Genomic DNA, 17,722 nt, shown 5'->3' on the forward strand with positions numbered 1-17,722 from the left:
ACAGGACGATCATGAAACTCGCCATCATAGCCCTTGCTTCCGCCATGGCCGCCACGCCCGCCTTCGCCGATGGCGAGGTCGGGAAACTGATCACCGCGGCCGACACCGCCCGCCTCGATAGCTATGAAACCACGCGCAAGGCCGCGCTCGACGAGGCTCGCGGCGGCGATCTCGCTGACCTCGCCGTGCTCGACCGGCTCCTGGCCCGGCCGGCGGTCTCGTTTTCCGACGCAGATCTGACCGGCGACTGGCGCTGCCGCACCATCAAGGCGGGTGGGATCGCAACACTGGTCATCTATGACTGGTTCCGCTGCAAGATCACCGATGACGGATCCGGCTGGATGCTGGACAAGACCAGCGGCTCGCAACGCACGCGGGGCCGGCTTTACGATGACGGGGACAAGCGCGCCATCTATCTCGGCTCGCTTCGCTACAACGATGACCCCGCCAGAGATTATGCCGCCGATCCGGAGATGGACCAGGCGGGTTACGCGTTCCGCACCGGCGCGGACGAATGGCGGATCGAGTTCCCCCAGCCCAGAAGGGAATCCCTTCTCGACATCCTTGAATTGCAGCGCTGAGACTTCCGCTTTTCTTTTTGCGGCGACGCCCCGGCAAATGTCGCATTCAGCGTCGTTTTTGAATGGTCGGGCGTCGCCCCATGAGAAGCGGCGCGCCGGTGGTTGCGGCAATGCTCGAAGCCTGAACATGTCTCCCGAAAGCGGGAAGCCGTTTCGGAATGAAACAGAGACATAGGCCCCGAATTAAAGAGTGCAGCTCATGGCCGATCTGGTCGTCCTCTACTGGCGCGATATTCCCGCACAGGTGATCGTTCGCAAGGGGCGGCAGAACGCCAAACGCGAGCTGTCTCTGCGCTTCACCGAAGCGATCGACATGGCCGCCATGCGCTCCGGCGCGGCGGAAAGCGACGACTATCTCGCCGAATGGCGCAAATCCGAACCCTTAGCAGTGGGCGAAGACCTTGAAGCGGAGGCCGAAAAGGCCGCGGCCGAGCTCGAAGCGCAATATGGCCGGGAGCGGCTGGTCGCTCTCGCAAAGGCTGGCGGCAGAGAAAATGGCTAGCGCTCCCCTCCAGTCACAGTCCACGACCGCGAAAGGTCCCGCGTCCGGCGATACGCCTGTCGTTCCTCCCTCCGCCACCGGCACGACGACACAAGCCGCCATGGTCAAGAAGACCGCGCCAAAGAGCGACTACAATCCGGCTGACGTGTCGCCGCAACGCCGTGTGCAGCGCTCCTATTCGGTGCGGCTGTGGTCCGTGCGCCATTCCCGGCTTCTGGAATGGGTCTATGGCCGCTTCGCCGACACTTTTCTGCTCCTGCATCCGCTGTGGAAGGCTATCGGCTACGGCCGTGTCGAAGCTCCCGTCAAGTTCGTGGAAAAGCGCGTCAAGGGGCTCATGTTCGACTGCCGCATGTGCGGCCAGTGCATCCTCTCCTCGACCGGCATGTCGTGCCCCATGAACTGCCCCAAGCAGCTGCGCAACGGCCCCTGTGGCGGCGTGCGCGCCAACGGCAATTGCGAGGTCGAGCCGGACATGCCCTGCGTCTGGGTGAAGGCGTGGGAAGGTTCGCGCACCATGGTCAGGGGCGACGCCATCCTCAACGTGCAGAACCCGGTCGATCAGTCGCTGCGCGAAACCTCCGCCTGGCTGCGCGTGACCGCACAGGCGGCCGCCGCGCGCGAACAGGCGAAGGCCTCGTCGGACATGGGGGCCGCCGCATGAGCGCCACGCACCGGCAGCAGCCCGACGAAAATCCGGCAGGACCGCACCTGCCGCTGGAACCGCTGCCCGGCCATTCCTCACTCGGGCGGCTGGAACGGGTGCTGCGGCGCGGCGAATTCGCGGTGACCACCGAACTCAATCCGCCAGACAGCGCCGACCCGGAGGATGTCTACAACCGGGCGAAAATTTTCGACGGCTGGGTGGACGGCATCAATGCCGTGGACGCCTCGGGCGCGAATTGCCACATGTCCTCGGTCGGCATCTGCGCCCTGCTCACGCGCATGGGTTATGCACCGATCATGCAGATCGCCTGCCGCGACAAGAACCGCATCGCCATACAGGGCGACGTGCTGGGCGCGGCCGCGATGGGCGTGGCCAATATTTTATGCCTGACCGGCGACGGCGTGCAGGCGGGCGACCAGCCGGGGGCCAAACCGGTCTTCGATCTCGATTCCATGTCGCTGCTGGAGACGATCCGCGTCATGCGCGACAATGGCAAGTTCCTGTCCGGCCGCAAGCTGACCACGCCGCCGCAGGTTTTCCTCGGTGCGGCGGTCAACCCGTTCGCTCCGCCCTTCGACTTCCGCCCGATTCATCTGGGCAAGAAGATCGCGGCCGGCGCGCAATTCGTGCAGACGCAATATTGCTTCGACGTGCCGATGTTCCGGGACTTCATGCAGCGCGCCGGCGATCTCGGCCTGACCGACAAGGTGTTCATGCTATGCGGCGTCGGCCCGCTCGCCTCGGCCAAAACGGCGAAATGGATACGCTCCAACGTCCCCGGCATCCACATTCCCGATGCGATCATCAGGCGGCTGGAAGGCGCGCAGGACCAGAAGGCCGAGGGCAAGCGCCTGTGCATCGACATCATCAACGAGGTCAAGGAAATCCCCGGCGTGTCCGGCGTGCATGTCATGGCCTACCGGCAGGAGGAATATGTGGCTCAGATCGTCGATGAATCGGGCATTCTGAAGGGTCGCCGGCCATGGAAACGCGAGGCGCGCGCAGACGATGCGCTGGTGGCCGAGCGACTGGAACACATCCTCGGCGAGGACGTGACCGAAAAACAGGTGGACATGGTCAGGAGCGCGCATTGAAACCGGCGCTCCGCATACCCGCCACCATGAGGCACAACGGAACTCTCTTCATCAACGGAGACATTGCATGACCCGCACGATCGTCGCCTCGGCGACCAGGGAAATCGTTATCGGCTTCGACCAGCCCTTCTGCGTCATCGGCGAGCGCATCAACCCGACCGGGCGCAAGAAACTGGCCGCCGAGATGATGGAGGGTAATTTCGATACGGTGAAGAAGGATGCGCTGGAACAGGCTGCGGCCGGCGCGACGATGCTCGACGTCAATGCCGGCGTCACCGCCGTCGACCCCAACGCCACCGAGCCCGGCTTGTTGGTGCAGACGCTGGAAATCGTGCAGAACCTCGTCGACCTGCCGCTCTCCATCGACTCCTCCGTCACCGCAGCCATCGAGGCGGCCCTGAAAGTGGCGAAGGGACGGCCGCTGGTGAACTCCGTCACCGGCGAAGAGGAGAAACTGGAAGCCATTCTGCCGCTGGTGAAGAAATACAACGTTCCCGTAGTCGCCATTTCCAATGACGAGACCGGCATTTCCATGGATCCGGACGTGCGCTTCGCCGTGGCCAAAAAGATCGTCGAACGTTGCGCCGACCATGGCATTCCAGCTCATGACGTGGTGGTCGATCCTCTGGTGATGCCGATCGGTGCGCTGGGCGACGCCGGCCGTCAGGTGTTCGCCCTGCTGCGGCGTCTGCGCGAGGAGCTGAAGGTCAACACCACTTGCGGCCTTTCCAACATCTCCTTCGGCCTGCCGCATCGCCACGGCATCAACGCCGCCTTCATCCCCATGGTGATCGGAGCCGGCATGACCTCCGCCATCATGAACCCGTGCCGTCCGCAGGAAATGGAGGCCGTGCGCGGCGCCAACGTGCTGGCCGGCACGGACAGGGACTGCACGACCTGGATCAAGACCTACAAGGATTATAAGCCGGGCGCGCATGTCGCCCCCGCGCCGGTGGCGGTCGTCGCCCAGTCCGCCGATGGCATGGCGTCCGCCGGCAATGGCGGGCGTCGGCGCGGCGGTCGTGACGCGCGCCGCGCGACGCCTGGATAGAAATTCCATGCCATGCGGGCTTTCATGGAACAGGTCCACGAAAGCCCGGAAGAAGAGCAATTGAGTAGCAGGCAGGCAGGAATTGAACGCACCGCTCAACAAGACCGACCCACTTGTGCTGTTCATGCCCTCGGGCAAGCGCGGACGTTTCCCCGTCGGCACGCCCGTCCTCGACGCCGCGCGCCAGCTCGGCGTCTATGTGGAAAGCGTATGCGGCGGGCGCGCCACCTGCGGCCGCTGCCAGATCGAGGTGCAGGAGGGCAATTTCGCCAAGCACCAGATCGTCTCCACCCTCGACCACATATCTCCCAAGGGTTCCAAGGAAGAACGCTACGAGCGCGTGCGCGGCCTGCCTGAAGGAAGGCGGCTTTCCTGCTCCGCCACCATCCAGGGCGATCTGGTGGTCGACGTGCCGCAGGACACGGTCATCAACGCGCAGGTGGTGCGCAAGGCCGCCGTGGACCGGCACATCGACCGCAATCCTCCCGTCCAGCTCTGCTATGTCGAGGTGGACGAGCCCGACATGCACAAGCCGCTGGGCGATCTCGACCGGATGAAGCTGGTTCTGGAAAAGGATTGGGGCTGGAAGGACCCGCTGATCGCCTCACACATCGTGCCGCAGATACAGGGCCTCTTGCGCAAGGAGAACTGGGGCGCCACCGTCGCCATCCACCGCGACATGGACATTTCGCGTCCCTTCATCATCGCCATGTGGCCGGGGTTGAAGAACGAAGCCTACGGCATCGCCTGCGACATCGGCTCGACCACCATCGCAATGCATCTGGTGTCGCTGCTTTCGGGTCGCATCGTCGCATCCTCCGGCGCGCCTAATCCGCAGATCCGCTTCGGCGAAGACCTCATGAGCCGCGTTTCCTACGTCATGATGAACCCGGACGGTCGCGAGGCGATGACGAAGGCGGTGCGCGAGGCTGTCAACGGGCTGATCGGCAACGTATGCGAGGAAGGCGGCGTCGATCGCCACGACATTCTCGACGCCGTGTTCGTCGCCAATCCGATCATGCATCATCTGTTCCTCGGCATCGACCCGACCGAGTTGGGTCAGGCTCCCTTCGCTCTCGCCGTTTCAGGGGCGATGCATTACTGGGCGCATGAGCTCGACATCGACATCAATCGCGGCGCGCGCCTCTACACGCTGCCGTGCATCGCCGGACATGTCGGGGCCGACGCGGCGGGCGCCGCCCTTTCGGAAGGGCCGTATCGTCAGGATCGGATGATGCTGCTGGTCGATGTCGGCACCAATGCCGAGATCATCCTCGGCAACCGCGAGCGGGTCGTCGCAGCCTCCTCGCCCACCGGCCCGGCCTTCGAGGGCGCGGAGATTTCGTCCGGCCAGCGCGCCGCACCCGGCGCCATCGAGCGCGTGCGCATCGATCCCGACACGCTGGAGCCCAAATTCCGCGTCATCGGCGTCGACAAATGGTCCGACGAGGAAGGCTTCAAGGAAGCGGCCGGCGCGGTCGGCGTCACCGGCATCTGCGGCTCGGCCATCATCGAGGTGGTGGCGGAGATGTATCTGAGCGGGATCATATCCGAGGACGGTGTGATCGACGGCGATCTGGCTGCGCGCTCGCCGCGCATCTTCCAGAATGGCCGCACCTTTTCCTATCTGCTGCGCGACGGCGAGCCACGCATCACGGTGACGCAGACCGACGTGCGCGCCATCCAGCTCGCCAAGGCCGCGCTCTATGCCGGCGTCAAGCTGCTGATGGAAAAGCAGGGCGTCGACCAGGTCGACGTGATCCGCTTCGCCGGTGCGTTCGGCTCCTTCATCGATCCCAAATACGCCATGGTGCTCGGCCTCATTCCCGATTGCGACCTCGCCGACGTCAAGGCGGTAGGCAACGCCTCGGGCACCGGCGCGCTGATGGCCCTGCTCAACCGCGACCACCGGCGCGAGATCGAGGAGGAGGTGAAGAAGATCGAGAAGATCGAAACCGCGCTGGAGCCGCATTTCCAGCAGCTCTTCATCAACGCCATGGCGCTGCCCAACAAGGTCGATCCGTTCCCGAAGCTCTCGCAAGCCGTCAAGCTGCCGCCGAGGAAAGCACTCGCAGAGGACGGTTCTGAAGCCGGCGCAAGCGCAGCGCCCCGTCGTCGCTCACGCGAGGAACGCGCCGCGCGGCGCAGGGGTTAGAAGCATTTTACAATCAGAGGGAATCATAGAGCGGTTCTGGTTTTCATCGAATCTCCAGAACCGCTCTATCTCATGGTTTTAGCTGCATTTCAGGGCGTAAACCGTTTCACACTTTTGCTGAAAATGCTCTAGATCACGCAAATGCGACACGATTTTGTATTCAAAAACAGCAGCATAACAAAGTGTTGAAGATTTTTTCTCGACTTTGAGAAAAGCGGAGACGCCTAGAATTTACCGGTCTGGCGCAGCACCTCGAAAGTCGCCCTGATATGATCAGCCACCGCCTTGACCGGCGCGCTGGCCTCGGGCGACACCACCATCGCCAATGAATAATTGCCAATGTCGGGCATGCCGTGCTCCGCCCCCAGTTCCACCATGTCGCAGCCGAGGAAGGATTTCGGCAGCGGCGCGACCGCGAGATCGGCCATGATCGCTGCGCGCTGGCCCGCGGTATGCGCGCTCATATAGGCGACACGATAATCGCGCCCTTCCCGTCCGAGCGCCTCAAGCGCGCCGGCGCGCCATACGCACCCCTCTTCCCAGATCGACACGGGCAGCGGTTCGCGCAGATGCGCGCCTCCCCCTTTCGCACCGGCCCATACGATCGGCTCCGTCAGCAGGACCTCGCCCCCGTCGGCGATCGCCTTGCAGGAATTGGTGAACAGGGTGAGATCGAGCGCCCGGTCGTCCATGCGCCGACGCAGATTGACGCTCTGGTCGATGGTCACGTCGACGGCGATGCAGGGATGCGACTGCGCAAAGCGCTTCAGCACATGCGGCAGAACCCGCTCGCCAAAATCGTCCGGCGAGCCGAGGCGCACCACGCCGACAATGTCCGGCACGATGAACTTTGAGACAGCCTCGCGGTTGATCGCCAGCATGCGGCGCGCATAGCCAAGCAGCATCTCGCCATCCGTGGTCAGTTTCACCGAGCGCGCATCGCGCGAGAAAACAGAACGGCCAAGGATATCCTCCAGCTTCTTGATCTGCATCGAAACGGCGGAAGGGGTGCGGTAGACGGAACTGGCCGCCGTCGTGAAACTCCCGGTTTCCGCGATCGCCACAAAGGTTCGCAACACGTCGAGATCGAGAAGCGGAAGAGGATGATTGAGGGGCGCGTTCATCGTTCTGGCCTTCAGTATTTTTGAATGTAAACGTCATTCCATTTCGTTTGATTGAACATCAATCCAGCCTCATAGTCAATCTCATGAAAAGCTGAAAGGGCGGAACAGACCATGGTTCCGCCAGCCATGAAGAAAGGGACACGTCATGTTCGCGGTGGCTTTTTTAAGTGATACAATGCGCAGGATTGGCGAAGCTCGCGCCCGCCACCAGACCGAGCGGGTTCTGCGCTCGCTGCCACTGGAAATACAGAAGGATATCGGGTGGCCGGAGATCGTCGAGCAGCGGCAGCCGCCAATCGAGATCGCTGCCTGCAACAGCCTGGGGATAGTGCCGCACCACGCCTGAAAACACTACAGGTCAAGATTTCCCACGCCAAAGATCTCACTTTCGGATCCTTGCCGGCCGGCCAATGAGGGCCTGCCGGCAAAATATCTTGTTACCGACACCCTACCCGATTGACAGAAAACGATTTTCCTGATGACGCTATGCTCTAAGCGACGTTCCGCACGCGCCTTGGCACCAGGAGGGTACCTTGAACGCCGTAAAGCAGCCTGTCAAAAGATCGTTCGTCTTTTTTCTGGTTCCGGACTTCACCATGATCGCCTTCGCGACGGCGCTGGACCCGTTGCGTTCAGCCAACCGCATGCTGGGCTACGAGGCCTATAGCTGGCGTCTCGCCAGCCTGGATGGAAAGCCGGTGCGCGCCTCGAATGGCGTGCAATGTGCGGTCGACACCTCGCTTGAGGACGAGCGGAGGAAGATGTCAGGCCCTGACCGGCCCTCCATGGCCATCGTGTGCAGCGGCCTCGATGTCGAGAAATACTACAACAAGTCGGTTTTTGCCTGGCTTCGCGAGGAATACAATCGTGGTGTCGCGATTGGCGGACTGTGCACCGGCGCGCACATTCTGGCGGCGGCCGGCCTGCTCTCCAACAAGCGCTGCGCCATTCACTGGGAGAACCTGCCCGGCTTCTCCGAGGCGTTTCCGAAGGTGAACGTGTTCGCCGACCTGTTCGAGGTGGACCAGAACATCTACACCTGCGCCGGCGGCACCGCCGCGCTCGACATGATGCTCAAGCTGATTGGCGAGGATTTCGACGAGAATGTCGTCAACCGGGTCTGCGAACAGGTGCTGACCGACCGCGTCCGCAGCCCTACCGACCGCCAGCGCCTGCCGCTGCGCGCCCGGCTCGGCGTACAGAACTCCAAAGTCCTGACAATCATCGAGTTGATGGAGGCCAACCTTTCCGAGCCGCTGTCGCTGATCGAGATCGCCGACCATGTCGACCTGTCGCGCCGGCAGATCGAGCGGCTGTTCCGCTCCGAGATGGGACGCTCGCCCGCGCGCTACTATCTGGAGATCAGGCTCGACCGCGCGCGCCATCTTCTCATCCAGTCATCCATGCCGGTCGTGGAAGTCGCGGTGGCGTGCGGTTTCGTTTCCGCCTCGCATTTCTCCAAATGCTATCGGGAGCTTTATGCGCGCTCGCCGCAGCAGGAACGCGTCGACCGCAAGCAGCTCATGGCGGCATAGCCTGCGCGGGACGAGGCACGCGCCGTCACTGCGCGTCCATCATCCAGTATCGGTCGCGCCACATCTTCTCGCCCGCGAGACAGTCGCTGGCCGACATAGTCTGCGCCAGAATCACAGGCGGGTTCGACAATTCGGCAGTATCTCTCAGGGGTGGTATGCCGGCGAGTTCCAGAACCAGCTTGCGCCGCACCGCCTCCGCAAACTGCGTCCAGTCGTTCACGGGGATCATGAAGGCCCCCGGCCCGCCGATCACACAGTCGGTATAGTACCGATCCAGATTGGCGATATCGTATCCCCCATCGAAGCCGCCATTGGTCATCAACGGCAGACCGTTGATGGTGATGCCCTGGCTGACAAGCCGGTCGCGCACTGCCGCCACCGGGCCGCCCTGATTGTTGGGACCGTCACCGGAAATGTCGATGACCCGCTTCACGCCCTCAAAACCGCTTTCGGCAAACATGTCGCCGCCGAATTCAAGAGCGGCCGAGATGGAGGTCCGCCGCGCGCTGTTGGGCGGATGCACGGAAAGCCGCGCCGCGACACGCTCCGCGTCTTCCCTGCCGGCGATGGCCGTCCAGGGCACCACGATGTGCTGGGTGGTCATGCCAGCCCACTCGACATAGGAAATCGCAATGCGTCCATGCGCACCATCGGCGATGGCTTGCAGAACGCTGTCATGAGTGAGTGCGGCGGCATAGCCGCGCCGCTGGATTTCGAGCTCCGCCGGGGACATGGAAAGCGACACATCGACCGCCAGAACCAGTTCCACATCAACCGGTTCGGCGCTCGCCATTCCCGCACCGCAGAAACCGGCGGCCACAAGCGCCACGCCGGTCGCCAGAACATGTCGCGCATTGCTCCACAAAGCAGACATGGGCTGACACTACGCCAGATTGCAGCACGGTAAAAGCAAGGCCCGCCCCGGTCGTCCGATCCGTCCCTTCACATTTTTGAGAGCGCAGACCCTTTTTGTGGAATTCGCCCTCCCCAATGGAAAGCCCCTTCCATTCTTCCGAAGAGGCTTTATACGAATTTCATGACTAATAGAGTCATCTTTATGGCTCATTTTTCGATCCGGGGTGATTTCCGCAAGGGGGTGGGAATCGCCGGCGGAAATTACGTTCAGGAGGTGGGAGTCCGGCGATCAAACGCAGGATCAGGCACACACCGCACCCGCCTTCCATTGTCGCAGCCAGTCAGGAACTGACCAGCCAAAAAAGCACCAGACACGACCGGTGCGTTTTCGGCTGCACCAACATGTCTCCACAGACGCATTGCAGCCGACAATCAAGGATCACGGCGGCTGGAGATGCACCGTGATGCGGGACAGGAGTGAAAAGAAATGCATAAAGTCGCAACCGGCACAGTTGGCGGCCTGGCGAGTCTTCTTTTGCTATCGGCATCGATGAGCGCTGTTTTGGCGCAAACGGCCGAAAATGCGGACGAAGAGGAACAGGCCACCGTCCTGAAGCAGATCGTCGTGACTGCAAGCGGCCATGCCCAGACCTTGCCGGACGCGCCCGCAACGGTGACCGTCATCAGCGGCGAGAAGATCGCCTCGAAACCCTATGCCAGCGTTGCAGATGTCCTGCGCGACGTGCCCGGCGTAATCGTCAACGCACCGTCCGCCCGCTCCGGCGCGGCATCGATTTCGATCCGTGGCATGAGTGAGGGCTACGTTTCGATGCTGGTCGACGGCAGGCCGCTCGGCAATTCGTCGGAAGCCACCTACAACGGTTTCGGCTCCGGGCTCGCCACGGGCTATCTGCCTCCGCCCGGCGCAATCGAACGCATCGAGATCATTCGTGGTCCGATGTCCTCGCTCTACGGCTCATCCGCCTTGGGCGGCGTGATCAACATCATCACGAAACCGGTTTCGGACGTGTGGTCCGGCACAGTCACCACGGGCGTTACGGCATATCGGCACGACGAGGCCGGGAACACTCATGAAGGCCGCTTCTATCTGAGCGGACCCGTCATGACCGACCGGCTCGGCCTCTCGCTCTGGGGCTCCCTGCACAATCGCGAGGGCCACGGGCTGACGACCGGGGCTTCGCAGGACATGTCCCGCAAAAGCCTTGGCGGCAGGCTGAGCGCGCGAATCACAGAAAATCAGGACCTCTCGCTTGAGATCGCCCAAAACCGAAGCGACACGGAGACGAAAGCGGCCACTGTCAGCGGCGTCGATGTCGACCATATGAATTACGCCGCCGTTCACAAGCTGCGCTGGGGCCAGGATTATGAAACGACCTCCTTCCTGACTTACGAGGATGTCGATTTCGAGAACGGGACCAATATTTCAGGCTACAACCAGCTCAATTTCAATACGAAGACGAGCGCCAGCATCGGCAATCACGACCTGATTGCAGGCTTCGACTACAAGGCGGAGGAAACCCGCCATTCGCCCAATCGCGTGCCGACGGATGTCGATCCCAATATGGAGCGCTGGCACTGGGCGTTGTTCGGCGAGGACAACTTCCACATCACCGAAGACTTCACAGCGACGCTTGGCCTGCGCTACGACCAGAACGAGCGCTACGGTTCCCATTTCACGCCGCGCCTCTACGGCGTCTACCATTTCACCCCCGCGCTCACCTTCAAGGGCGGCATCAGCGGGGGCTACAAGGTTCCTCAACTGAAACAGGCCGACGACAACATCCTTGAACCGTCCGGGGGCGACGGCATGGCCAGGGATCAGGGCAACACAAATCTCAAGCCCGAGGAAAGCACCAATTACGAAATAGGCATGGTCTGGGAAAATGACTTCGGCCTTCAGTTCGGCCTGACCGCCTATCACACGCGCTTCAAGAACAAGATCGCCAAGGAGCGACTGTGTGAAGGGACACCGGTTGGCGGCCCCTACGATCCCGATGTTTGTTTTGGCTACAAATGGCTCGATCAATACGTCAACCGCGACGCCGCCGAGCTGAACGGCGTTGAAGCGACCGTGGACTTCCCGGTCGGGGACGTGGACGTGTCGATGAACTACACCTACGCGCGCTCCAGGATCACCAAGGGCGACAAGGTGGGCGAACGGTTCAACAACCTGCCCGAGCATGTCGCCAATCTGGGCCTCGACTGGCGAACCACGGAAGCGCTCACCGTTTGGGGCAAGGTCCAGTATCGCAGCCAGACCTACGACACCGGCAACAACCATATCGGGTCGCACGCCATCTTCGATGCGGGTCTCGAATATCGTTTCAACGATAACTTCAAGGGCTCCGCCGCGATCTACAATATCGGCGACAAGCGGTTCGATAACGACTACGAAGATGGTCGCCGCTTCTATCTGGGGCTGACCAGCAGCTTCTGACATGCAAAAGCCCCGGTATTTTACCGGGGCTTTTGCATGTCAGCTTCGCGGCTTAAGGTTTTCCGGATCATAGAGCGGCTTGTAGCCAACCGCCGCGACCTCGACCGGATAGGTCTCGCCGAAATACTCCACCGCCAGCTTGCGGCCTTCCTGACAATAGCTCCACGGCAGATAGGCGAGCGCGATGTTCTTGCCTATGGTGGGACCATAAGCCACCGATGTCGTATAGGAGCGGCGGCCGAGTTCATCGACCAGTACCTCCCGGGTGGCGGGATCGATCACCGGCATGTTGCCGACAGGATAACGGGCGACGCCGTTCGCATCGACATTTTCGGTCATCACCAGCGTGCACAGCATGGCCGGCTGATGCTCGCGGGCCCTGTATTCCAGATGCTTGGACTTGCCGCAGAAATCGGCTTCCTTGACCTTCGGACGGGCCAGATCGGCCTCCAGCAGATTGTATTCTGTGAGCAGGTCCGCATTCTGGAGACGCAGGCTCTTTTCCATGCGCCGCGTGTTCGCATAGGTTTCGACGCCCACGGCGATCGCGCCGGTAGAGCGCAGCGCGTCCCACACCGCCAGCCCGTCCTCATAGGCCATGTGCAGTTCCCAGCCCTGCTCGCCCACATAGGAGATGCGGAAGGCGGTCACTTGCCTGCCGGCGATGCGAATCGGCCTGATCGCCGCGAACGGGAAGTTCTCCTGCGAGAGACCGTCCGGATCCTCGACCACCTTCTGCAGGGTGGCGCGCGCGTTCGGTCCCCATATGCCGAGCGTGATGTACGTCTCGGTCACGTCGGTGATGGTGACGTCAAAACCCTGGTCCTGCGCCACGCGCTTCATGTAGGTGAAATCGCGCGGACCGGCGTCGGCGCCATCGACGACACGGCAACGGTCGGCCATGCGGAACACCGTCAGATCGGCGCGCACCATCCCTTCCTCATCAAGGAAATGGGTATAGATGCCTTTGCCGATATTGGCGTCACCGCCGATCTTCGCGGCGCACAGCCATTCCATCAGCGCAACGTGGTCGGGACCTTCGATATCGTACATGGCGAAGTGCGACAGGTTGATGATGCCGCAATCCTCGCTGAGCGCCAGATGCTCGGCATTGGAGACCCGCCAGAAATGGCGGTTGTCCCATTCGTTCTCCCGCACTGGCGCGCGATCGCCATATTTCTCAAGCAGATGCTCGTTCGCCGCATAGCCATGCGCGCGCTCCCAACCGCCGAGTTCCATGAAGTAGCCGCCAAGCTCCTTCTCACGCTCGTAGAAGGGCGAACGGCGGATGTCGCGGCCGCCGGAGAACGGTTCGCGCGGATGGACGGCCGGATTGTAGACCTTCATCGCCGTTTCGGTGCAGCGCGCGGTGATGAAGTCCTCCTCAAGCTGGAAAGGCTGGAACCGGCTGTAGTCGATGCGGTTGTGGTCGATGGGCGTGCGGCCGTCCGTCATCCAGTCGGCGATCAGCTTGCCCATGCCTGGGCCGTCCTTGACCCAGACGCCGACCGCGTACCACAGGCCCCTCACCTTCTGGCTCTCGCCCATGGAAGGTCCACCATCGGTCGTGACCTGAAGCAGGCCATTGAAGGAATGGCTTTCATTGTAGCCGAGCTCGCCAAGGATCGGCGTCAGTTCCATGGCCCGCTCCAGAGGTTCCAGAATCTGGTCCATGTCGAGGTCGCGCTGCGAGGGCGAAAGCCGCGCCTCTTCCTTTTCCAGCAGATCGCGCGGGTGGACGAGACGGGGGTTGATCTCCTCATAATAACCCCACTCGATCTGCCCGCCCTCGGCGGTTTTCGGATCGCCGGTGTCGCGCATATAGGCCGAGTTGCCCTGATCGCGCAGCAGCGGCCAACCGATCTCCTTACCCGTTCCGGCAAACTCGTTGTAGGGACCGAAGAAGGTCAGCGGATGGTCGATCGGCATCACCGGCAGGTCTTCGCCCGCCATCTCGGCGATCAGCCTTCCCCAAAGACCGGCGCAGACGACCACATGATCGGCCATGATCGTGCCCCGATCCGTCACCACGCCCTTGATTCGTCCCTCTTCGATGATCAGTGAACGCGCGGACGTGTTGGCGAAGGCTTGCAGCTTGCCGGCGGCGACGCCCCGGTCGACGAGCTCGCCCGCCACCGTCTGCGAACGCGGAATGACGAGGCCGGCATCCGGGTCCCAGAGCCCGCCCTGCACCATGTGCTCTTCGATCAGCGGGAATTTTTCCTTGATTTCGGCCGGCTCGATCAACCGTGCGCGCGTTCCGAACGCCCGGCCGGAGGTGACCTTGCGCCTGATTTCCTCCATGCGGGCGTCATCGCCCACGCGCGCAACCTCAAGGCCGCCGACACGCGCATAGTGGCCCATCTTGTCGAAAAATTCGATGGAATAGAGCGTGGTCCAGCAGGACAGGAAGTCGTGGCTGGTGGCGTAGCAGAAGTCGGAGGCATGCGCGGTCGAGCCGATGTCGGTCGGGATTCCGGATTTGTCGATGCCGACGATATCGTCCCACCCGCGCTCGATCAGATGGTGCGCAACCGAAGCGCCCACAATACCGCCAAGACCAACGATGACGACCTTCGCCTTTTCCGGAAACCCTGCCATTGCCCGCGACTCCAAAAGTGCTGTTGCGACAGGACTATAGGGCGAGAGGGCGACGGGAGCGCAGCCTGTTTGCGACACGCTCGTCATACAGCGCGACGGAAGCCGCGCGGCTGTTTCCGATGCTCTTCCAGAGAAGCAAAAAAGCCGGGCCTGACGCCCGGCCTGCATTCCAGAAGACTGGCCCGGAAGGGGCGCAACTTATCTCACGCGGGCCACGCCACCCGAAATCTCGATGGTTTCGGAGCCGGTCAGCGCCTCAAGGTCGCCGTTGGGCATGGTCACGAAACAGCCGTTCGGGCAAAATTCGACCGTCTCGCCCGGACCAAGCGTCAATTCGCGCTTGCTGCTGCCCTCGGTGACGATGAGCGTGCGCGGATCGGTGTCATTGTTCACGGCGCTGGCGGCCAGCGCGTTGCCCGACACCGCCAGCAGGGCCGACACGGCGATCAGTGATTTCCACATTGCGTTTACGGTGTCGCCACCGCCCCTGTTTGCCATTGCAAGGCATTCCCGCCAATGCAGGCAGTTTATAGAAGAACGAAGCTGAACGGCAACTGAATGCCTGCTTCATGTCGCAATCCGATGCAGCAGACTTCTTGCCTTATGCGGGATCGGGCCTGCCAGACTTGCGCCGTCCTTTCCGCGCCTTCTCTTCTTTCTCCGCCTTCAACCGCTCCCGCTGTGCAAACTCGGCCTCGGTCTTGTCGTCGTCATGCGGCCACGGCTCCAGTCCGGGCGGCTTGTATTCGGCGCGAGGCGTGGACGGAATCTCGATCCCCTCACGATTGAAAGCATCGATGATCGCAAACCGGATGTCATTCTGCACCCCGCCGCTGCTGGTGATATCGGCCAGGAAGAACCTGATCTCGAATTCGAGCGCCGCCGGGCCGAAATTCACAAACTGCACGAACGGCTCCGGATTCCTGAGCACCATTGGATGCGCCCGCGCAATCTCCAGCAGGATTTCCTGCGCCCGCCTCGCATCGCCGCCATAGGCCACACCGACCCGGATCTCCGCTCGCCCGAGTTTGTTGCGGTGGGTCCAGTTTCCAACAGCGCCGTTGATGAGACTGGAGTTCGGCAGGATGACCGTCTGGCGCTGGAAGGTCTCGATCTCCGTGGCCCGCACGCTGATCTTGCGCACCGTGCCGCTCACGTCGCCGGCCACGATCCAGTCGCCCACCTTGAAGGGCCGCTCGGCCAGCAGGATCAGGCCCGAAACAAAGTTCGAGACGACATTCTGCAGGCCAAAACCGATGCCGAGGGAAAGAGCGCCCGCCACCAGCGCGAGGCTGGAAAGATCGATGCCCGCCGCGGATATGCCGACCAGCGCGGCGAGCGCGATACCGGCGTACCCCACCGCAAGCCGGATCGAGTTGCGCACGCCTGCATCGACCTTGCCACGCGCCATCACCGACCCGTCGAGCCAGCCCTGGAACCATCGGGTCAGGAAATAGCCGATCCCGAAGACAAGCACGCCGCTCAAGATGCCGAGCAGCGATATGGTGACCGAACCGATGCTGAAACCGGTAGCCAGCTTCTGCGCCCAGGCCTGTATGTCTCCCGGCTGGAAGCCCCACATGAACAGGGTGAGCGGCAGGAAGATCAGGAGGATCAGGATGTTGAGCAGGACGCTTACGCCCAGCCCGATCTGGTCCATCGAGCTTTCGTCGGCATGGCCGCGGTCCATCATCCAGCGACCGAGCCATGAGCCGCCAAGCCCGCCTTCCGCACCGATGGCGCCGGCGCAAAGGAAGCCGATATAGGCCGTCACCAGAATGGTGCCGGTCATGACCACCTGCAATGAGACGAAAATTGCAAAGCCGATATAGCCGAGCAAGGCGGCCGCGATAGTAAGGCCCCCGATCGCGAACAGGCTGTAGCGCAGCCAGGCGGGCCACGGTCTCCAGTTGCCCCCCGCGCCCCTGAACGGCTTGACCATGCCGATCAGGATCAGAATCACGCCGACAATGAGCGAAGCGACGAAACTGCGCGTGACAGTGAGCGACAGCGGCGACGACATCTGGTCGGCCACCTGCGAGAGGAAATTGTTCAGCGCCACGGCGATCGCCATGGCCGTCGCCAGCCGCACCATCCAGCGCGCCGGACTGGATTCCACCGGAACGAGCCGCCATTGCGGAAGCGTCGGCGCAAGCGCGGCGGTCGCCAGCCTGTGGACCAGGAAGACGCCGAGAATCATCAGCATTGCCGAGCGCAGATAGAGCCCGATATCGCCGCGCAGCACCTGGTTGGAATTGAAGAAAAACCAGGTTGCGGCAAAGAAAACCGTAAGCGCAGCCGTTGGCAGCAGCGTGGACCAGAACGCCACCGAAAGCCGGGTCAGGTAAGGCGGCTCATCGATCGCGGGGTCAGCCCTGTACAGACCGCCCACCAGACGCCGGCCACCCAACATGAGGACGAGAGCGGCTACGAGCGCCATGATCGTCGCTGCGACCATGGCGTTGAACTTGAACTTGTAGGCGAATGTGGCCCAGGAAGAGACAGCGCCGCTGAACTTTTCGAACTCGCTGACCGCCTCCGACACGACCTTGCCGTTGAACATCTCGGCCAGCGGATAGCGCCTTGTCAGCATGCTGCGGAACAGATCCCGGCGGATTACCGCAATCTGCTCGATCAGCTTGTTGGACCGTAGCGACAGATTCTGCGCGATTGCGATCACCGCGTTGATCTCGGTCTTTTCGGTGGCGAGCGACTGCCGCTCTTCCTTGATGGTTTCCTCCTCCGGCGGCTGGTCGTCAGCTGGCGGAGCTCCCAGTCGCTCAAGGCGCGCGTTGATCTCGGCAAGCCGGGGCTTGAAGGCCAAAGCGCTTTGCAACGACGCGGCAGATGCGTTGTGGAGCTCCAGACGAAGGTGCACCAGATAGGCGTCGTCGTCGTCATGGGCGGCGATGTCCTTCTCCAGCCCGTCGAGCGTGGTGGTCAACGTCTGGAGCGCTTGCCGCTGATCCTGCACCAGTTGCGCCGTCTCGGCCGCCGCCATGTCCTGTGCGCAGAGCGAAGAGGTGGCCGCGCCAAGCGCAATGAGAACGGCAAGCAAATAGCGGGCAATATGCAAGAGCATGATCTTGTCGTGATCCC

Annotated in this window: 14 protein-coding genes; 9 read left to right on the top strand and 5 right to left on the bottom strand. The window is 62.3% G+C overall.

The window, feature by feature from the left end:
* Positions 1-11 precede the first annotated feature (11 nt).
* The 6 genes from ABID44_RS02800 (at position 12) to ABID44_RS02825 (ending at position 6,050) form a co-directional block, all read left to right on the top strand.
* The gene (locus ABID44_RS02800; RefSeq protein WP_354150148.1) at positions 12-581 is read left to right on the top strand and encodes a DUF4893 domain-containing protein; all 570 of its coding nucleotides are present in this window, start codon (positions 12-14) and stop codon (positions 579-581) included.
* 199 nt (positions 582-780) lie between these two features.
* On the top strand, positions 781-1,083 hold the full coding sequence (locus tag ABID44_RS02805) for a virulence factor (RefSeq protein WP_354150149.1): 303 nt from the start codon (positions 781-783) through the stop codon (positions 1,081-1,083).
* Between the two features lie 100 nt (positions 1,084-1,183).
* Positions 1,184-1,747 carry a methylenetetrahydrofolate reductase C-terminal domain-containing protein gene (locus tag ABID44_RS02810; protein ID WP_354150196.1) on the top strand — a complete coding sequence of 188 codons (564 nt, stop codon included), beginning with the start codon at positions 1,184-1,186 and terminating at the stop codon, positions 1,745-1,747.
* Positions 1,744-2,844 (top strand): methylenetetrahydrofolate reductase, encoded by a 1,101-nt coding sequence (locus tag ABID44_RS02815; RefSeq protein WP_354150150.1) that lies wholly within the window; start codon positions 1,744-1,746, stop codon positions 2,842-2,844. Before ABID44_RS02810 ends, ABID44_RS02815 begins: the two co-directional genes overlap by 4 nt.
* A gap of 67 nt (positions 2,845-2,911) precedes the next feature.
* Positions 2,912-3,895, top strand: a complete 984-nt coding sequence (locus ABID44_RS02820) for a methyltetrahydrofolate cobalamin methyltransferase (protein ID WP_354150151.1) — start codon at positions 2,912-2,914, stop codon at positions 3,893-3,895.
* Positions 3,896-4,019: 124 nt separating this feature from the next.
* Positions 4,020-6,050 carry an ASKHA domain-containing protein gene (locus ABID44_RS02825; protein ID WP_354150197.1) on the top strand — a complete coding sequence of 677 codons (2,031 nt, stop codon included), beginning with the start codon at positions 4,020-4,022 and terminating at the stop codon, positions 6,048-6,050.
* A 224-nt stretch (positions 6,051-6,274) separates the two neighbouring features.
* Here the strand turns inward: ABID44_RS02825 and ABID44_RS02830 are convergent, their stop codons facing one another.
* The gene (locus tag ABID44_RS02830; RefSeq protein ID WP_354150152.1) at positions 6,275-7,174 is read right to left on the bottom strand and encodes a LysR family transcriptional regulator; all 900 of its coding nucleotides are present in this window, start codon (positions 7,172-7,174) and stop codon (positions 6,275-6,277) included.
* 145 nt (positions 7,175-7,319) lie between these two features.
* On the opposite strand from ABID44_RS02830, the gene ABID44_RS02835 reads away from it, so the two are divergent.
* Together ABID44_RS02835 and ABID44_RS02840 are read left to right on the top strand one after the other, a co-directional pair.
* Positions 7,320-7,520: a hypothetical protein gene (locus ABID44_RS02835; protein WP_354150153.1), complete on the top strand. Its 201-nt coding sequence runs from the start codon at positions 7,320-7,322 to the stop codon at positions 7,518-7,520.
* A 250-nt stretch (positions 7,521-7,770) separates the two neighbouring features.
* Positions 7,771-8,709 (top strand): GlxA family transcriptional regulator, encoded by a 939-nt coding sequence (locus tag ABID44_RS02840; RefSeq protein WP_354150198.1) that lies wholly within the window; start codon positions 7,771-7,773, stop codon positions 8,707-8,709.
* Positions 8,710-8,734: 25 nt separating this feature from the next.
* Here the strand turns inward: ABID44_RS02840 and ABID44_RS02845 are convergent, their stop codons facing one another.
* Positions 8,735-9,583 carry a DUF1194 domain-containing protein gene (locus tag ABID44_RS02845; RefSeq protein WP_354150154.1) on the bottom strand — a complete coding sequence of 283 codons (849 nt, stop codon included), beginning with the start codon at positions 9,581-9,583 and terminating at the stop codon, positions 8,735-8,737.
* A gap of 531 nt (positions 9,584-10,114) precedes the next feature.
* On the opposite strand from ABID44_RS02845, the gene ABID44_RS02850 reads away from it, so the two are divergent.
* Entirely contained in the window at positions 10,115-12,022 is a 1,908-nt protein-coding gene (locus tag ABID44_RS02850; RefSeq protein WP_354150155.1) for a TonB-dependent receptor domain-containing protein, read from the top strand.
* Positions 12,023-12,061: 39 nt separating this feature from the next.
* Here ABID44_RS02850 and ABID44_RS02855 read toward each other — a convergent pair whose 3' ends face one another.
* The 3 genes from ABID44_RS02855 to ABID44_RS02865 form a co-directional block, all read right to left on the bottom strand.
* Positions 12,062-14,623, bottom strand: coding sequence for a GcvT family protein (locus tag ABID44_RS02855; protein ID WP_354150156.1), 2,562 nt, complete (start codon positions 14,621-14,623; stop codon positions 12,062-12,064).
* A 198-nt stretch (positions 14,624-14,821) separates the two neighbouring features.
* Positions 14,822-15,085 (bottom strand): hypothetical protein, encoded by a 264-nt coding sequence (locus tag ABID44_RS02860; RefSeq protein ID WP_354150199.1) that lies wholly within the window; start codon positions 15,083-15,085, stop codon positions 14,822-14,824.
* A 139-nt stretch (positions 15,086-15,224) separates the two neighbouring features.
* Positions 15,225-17,705, bottom strand: a complete 2,481-nt coding sequence (locus ABID44_RS02865) for a mechanosensitive ion channel family protein (protein ID WP_378226779.1) — start codon at positions 17,703-17,705, stop codon at positions 15,225-15,227.
* Positions 17,706-17,722: the final 17 nt, after the last annotated feature.

It is taken from the genome of Aquamicrobium ahrensii (genome assembly GCF_040545755.1).
In the GTDB taxonomy this organism is placed as follows: domain Bacteria; phylum Pseudomonadota; class Alphaproteobacteria; order Rhizobiales; family Rhizobiaceae; genus Mesorhizobium; species Mesorhizobium ahrensii.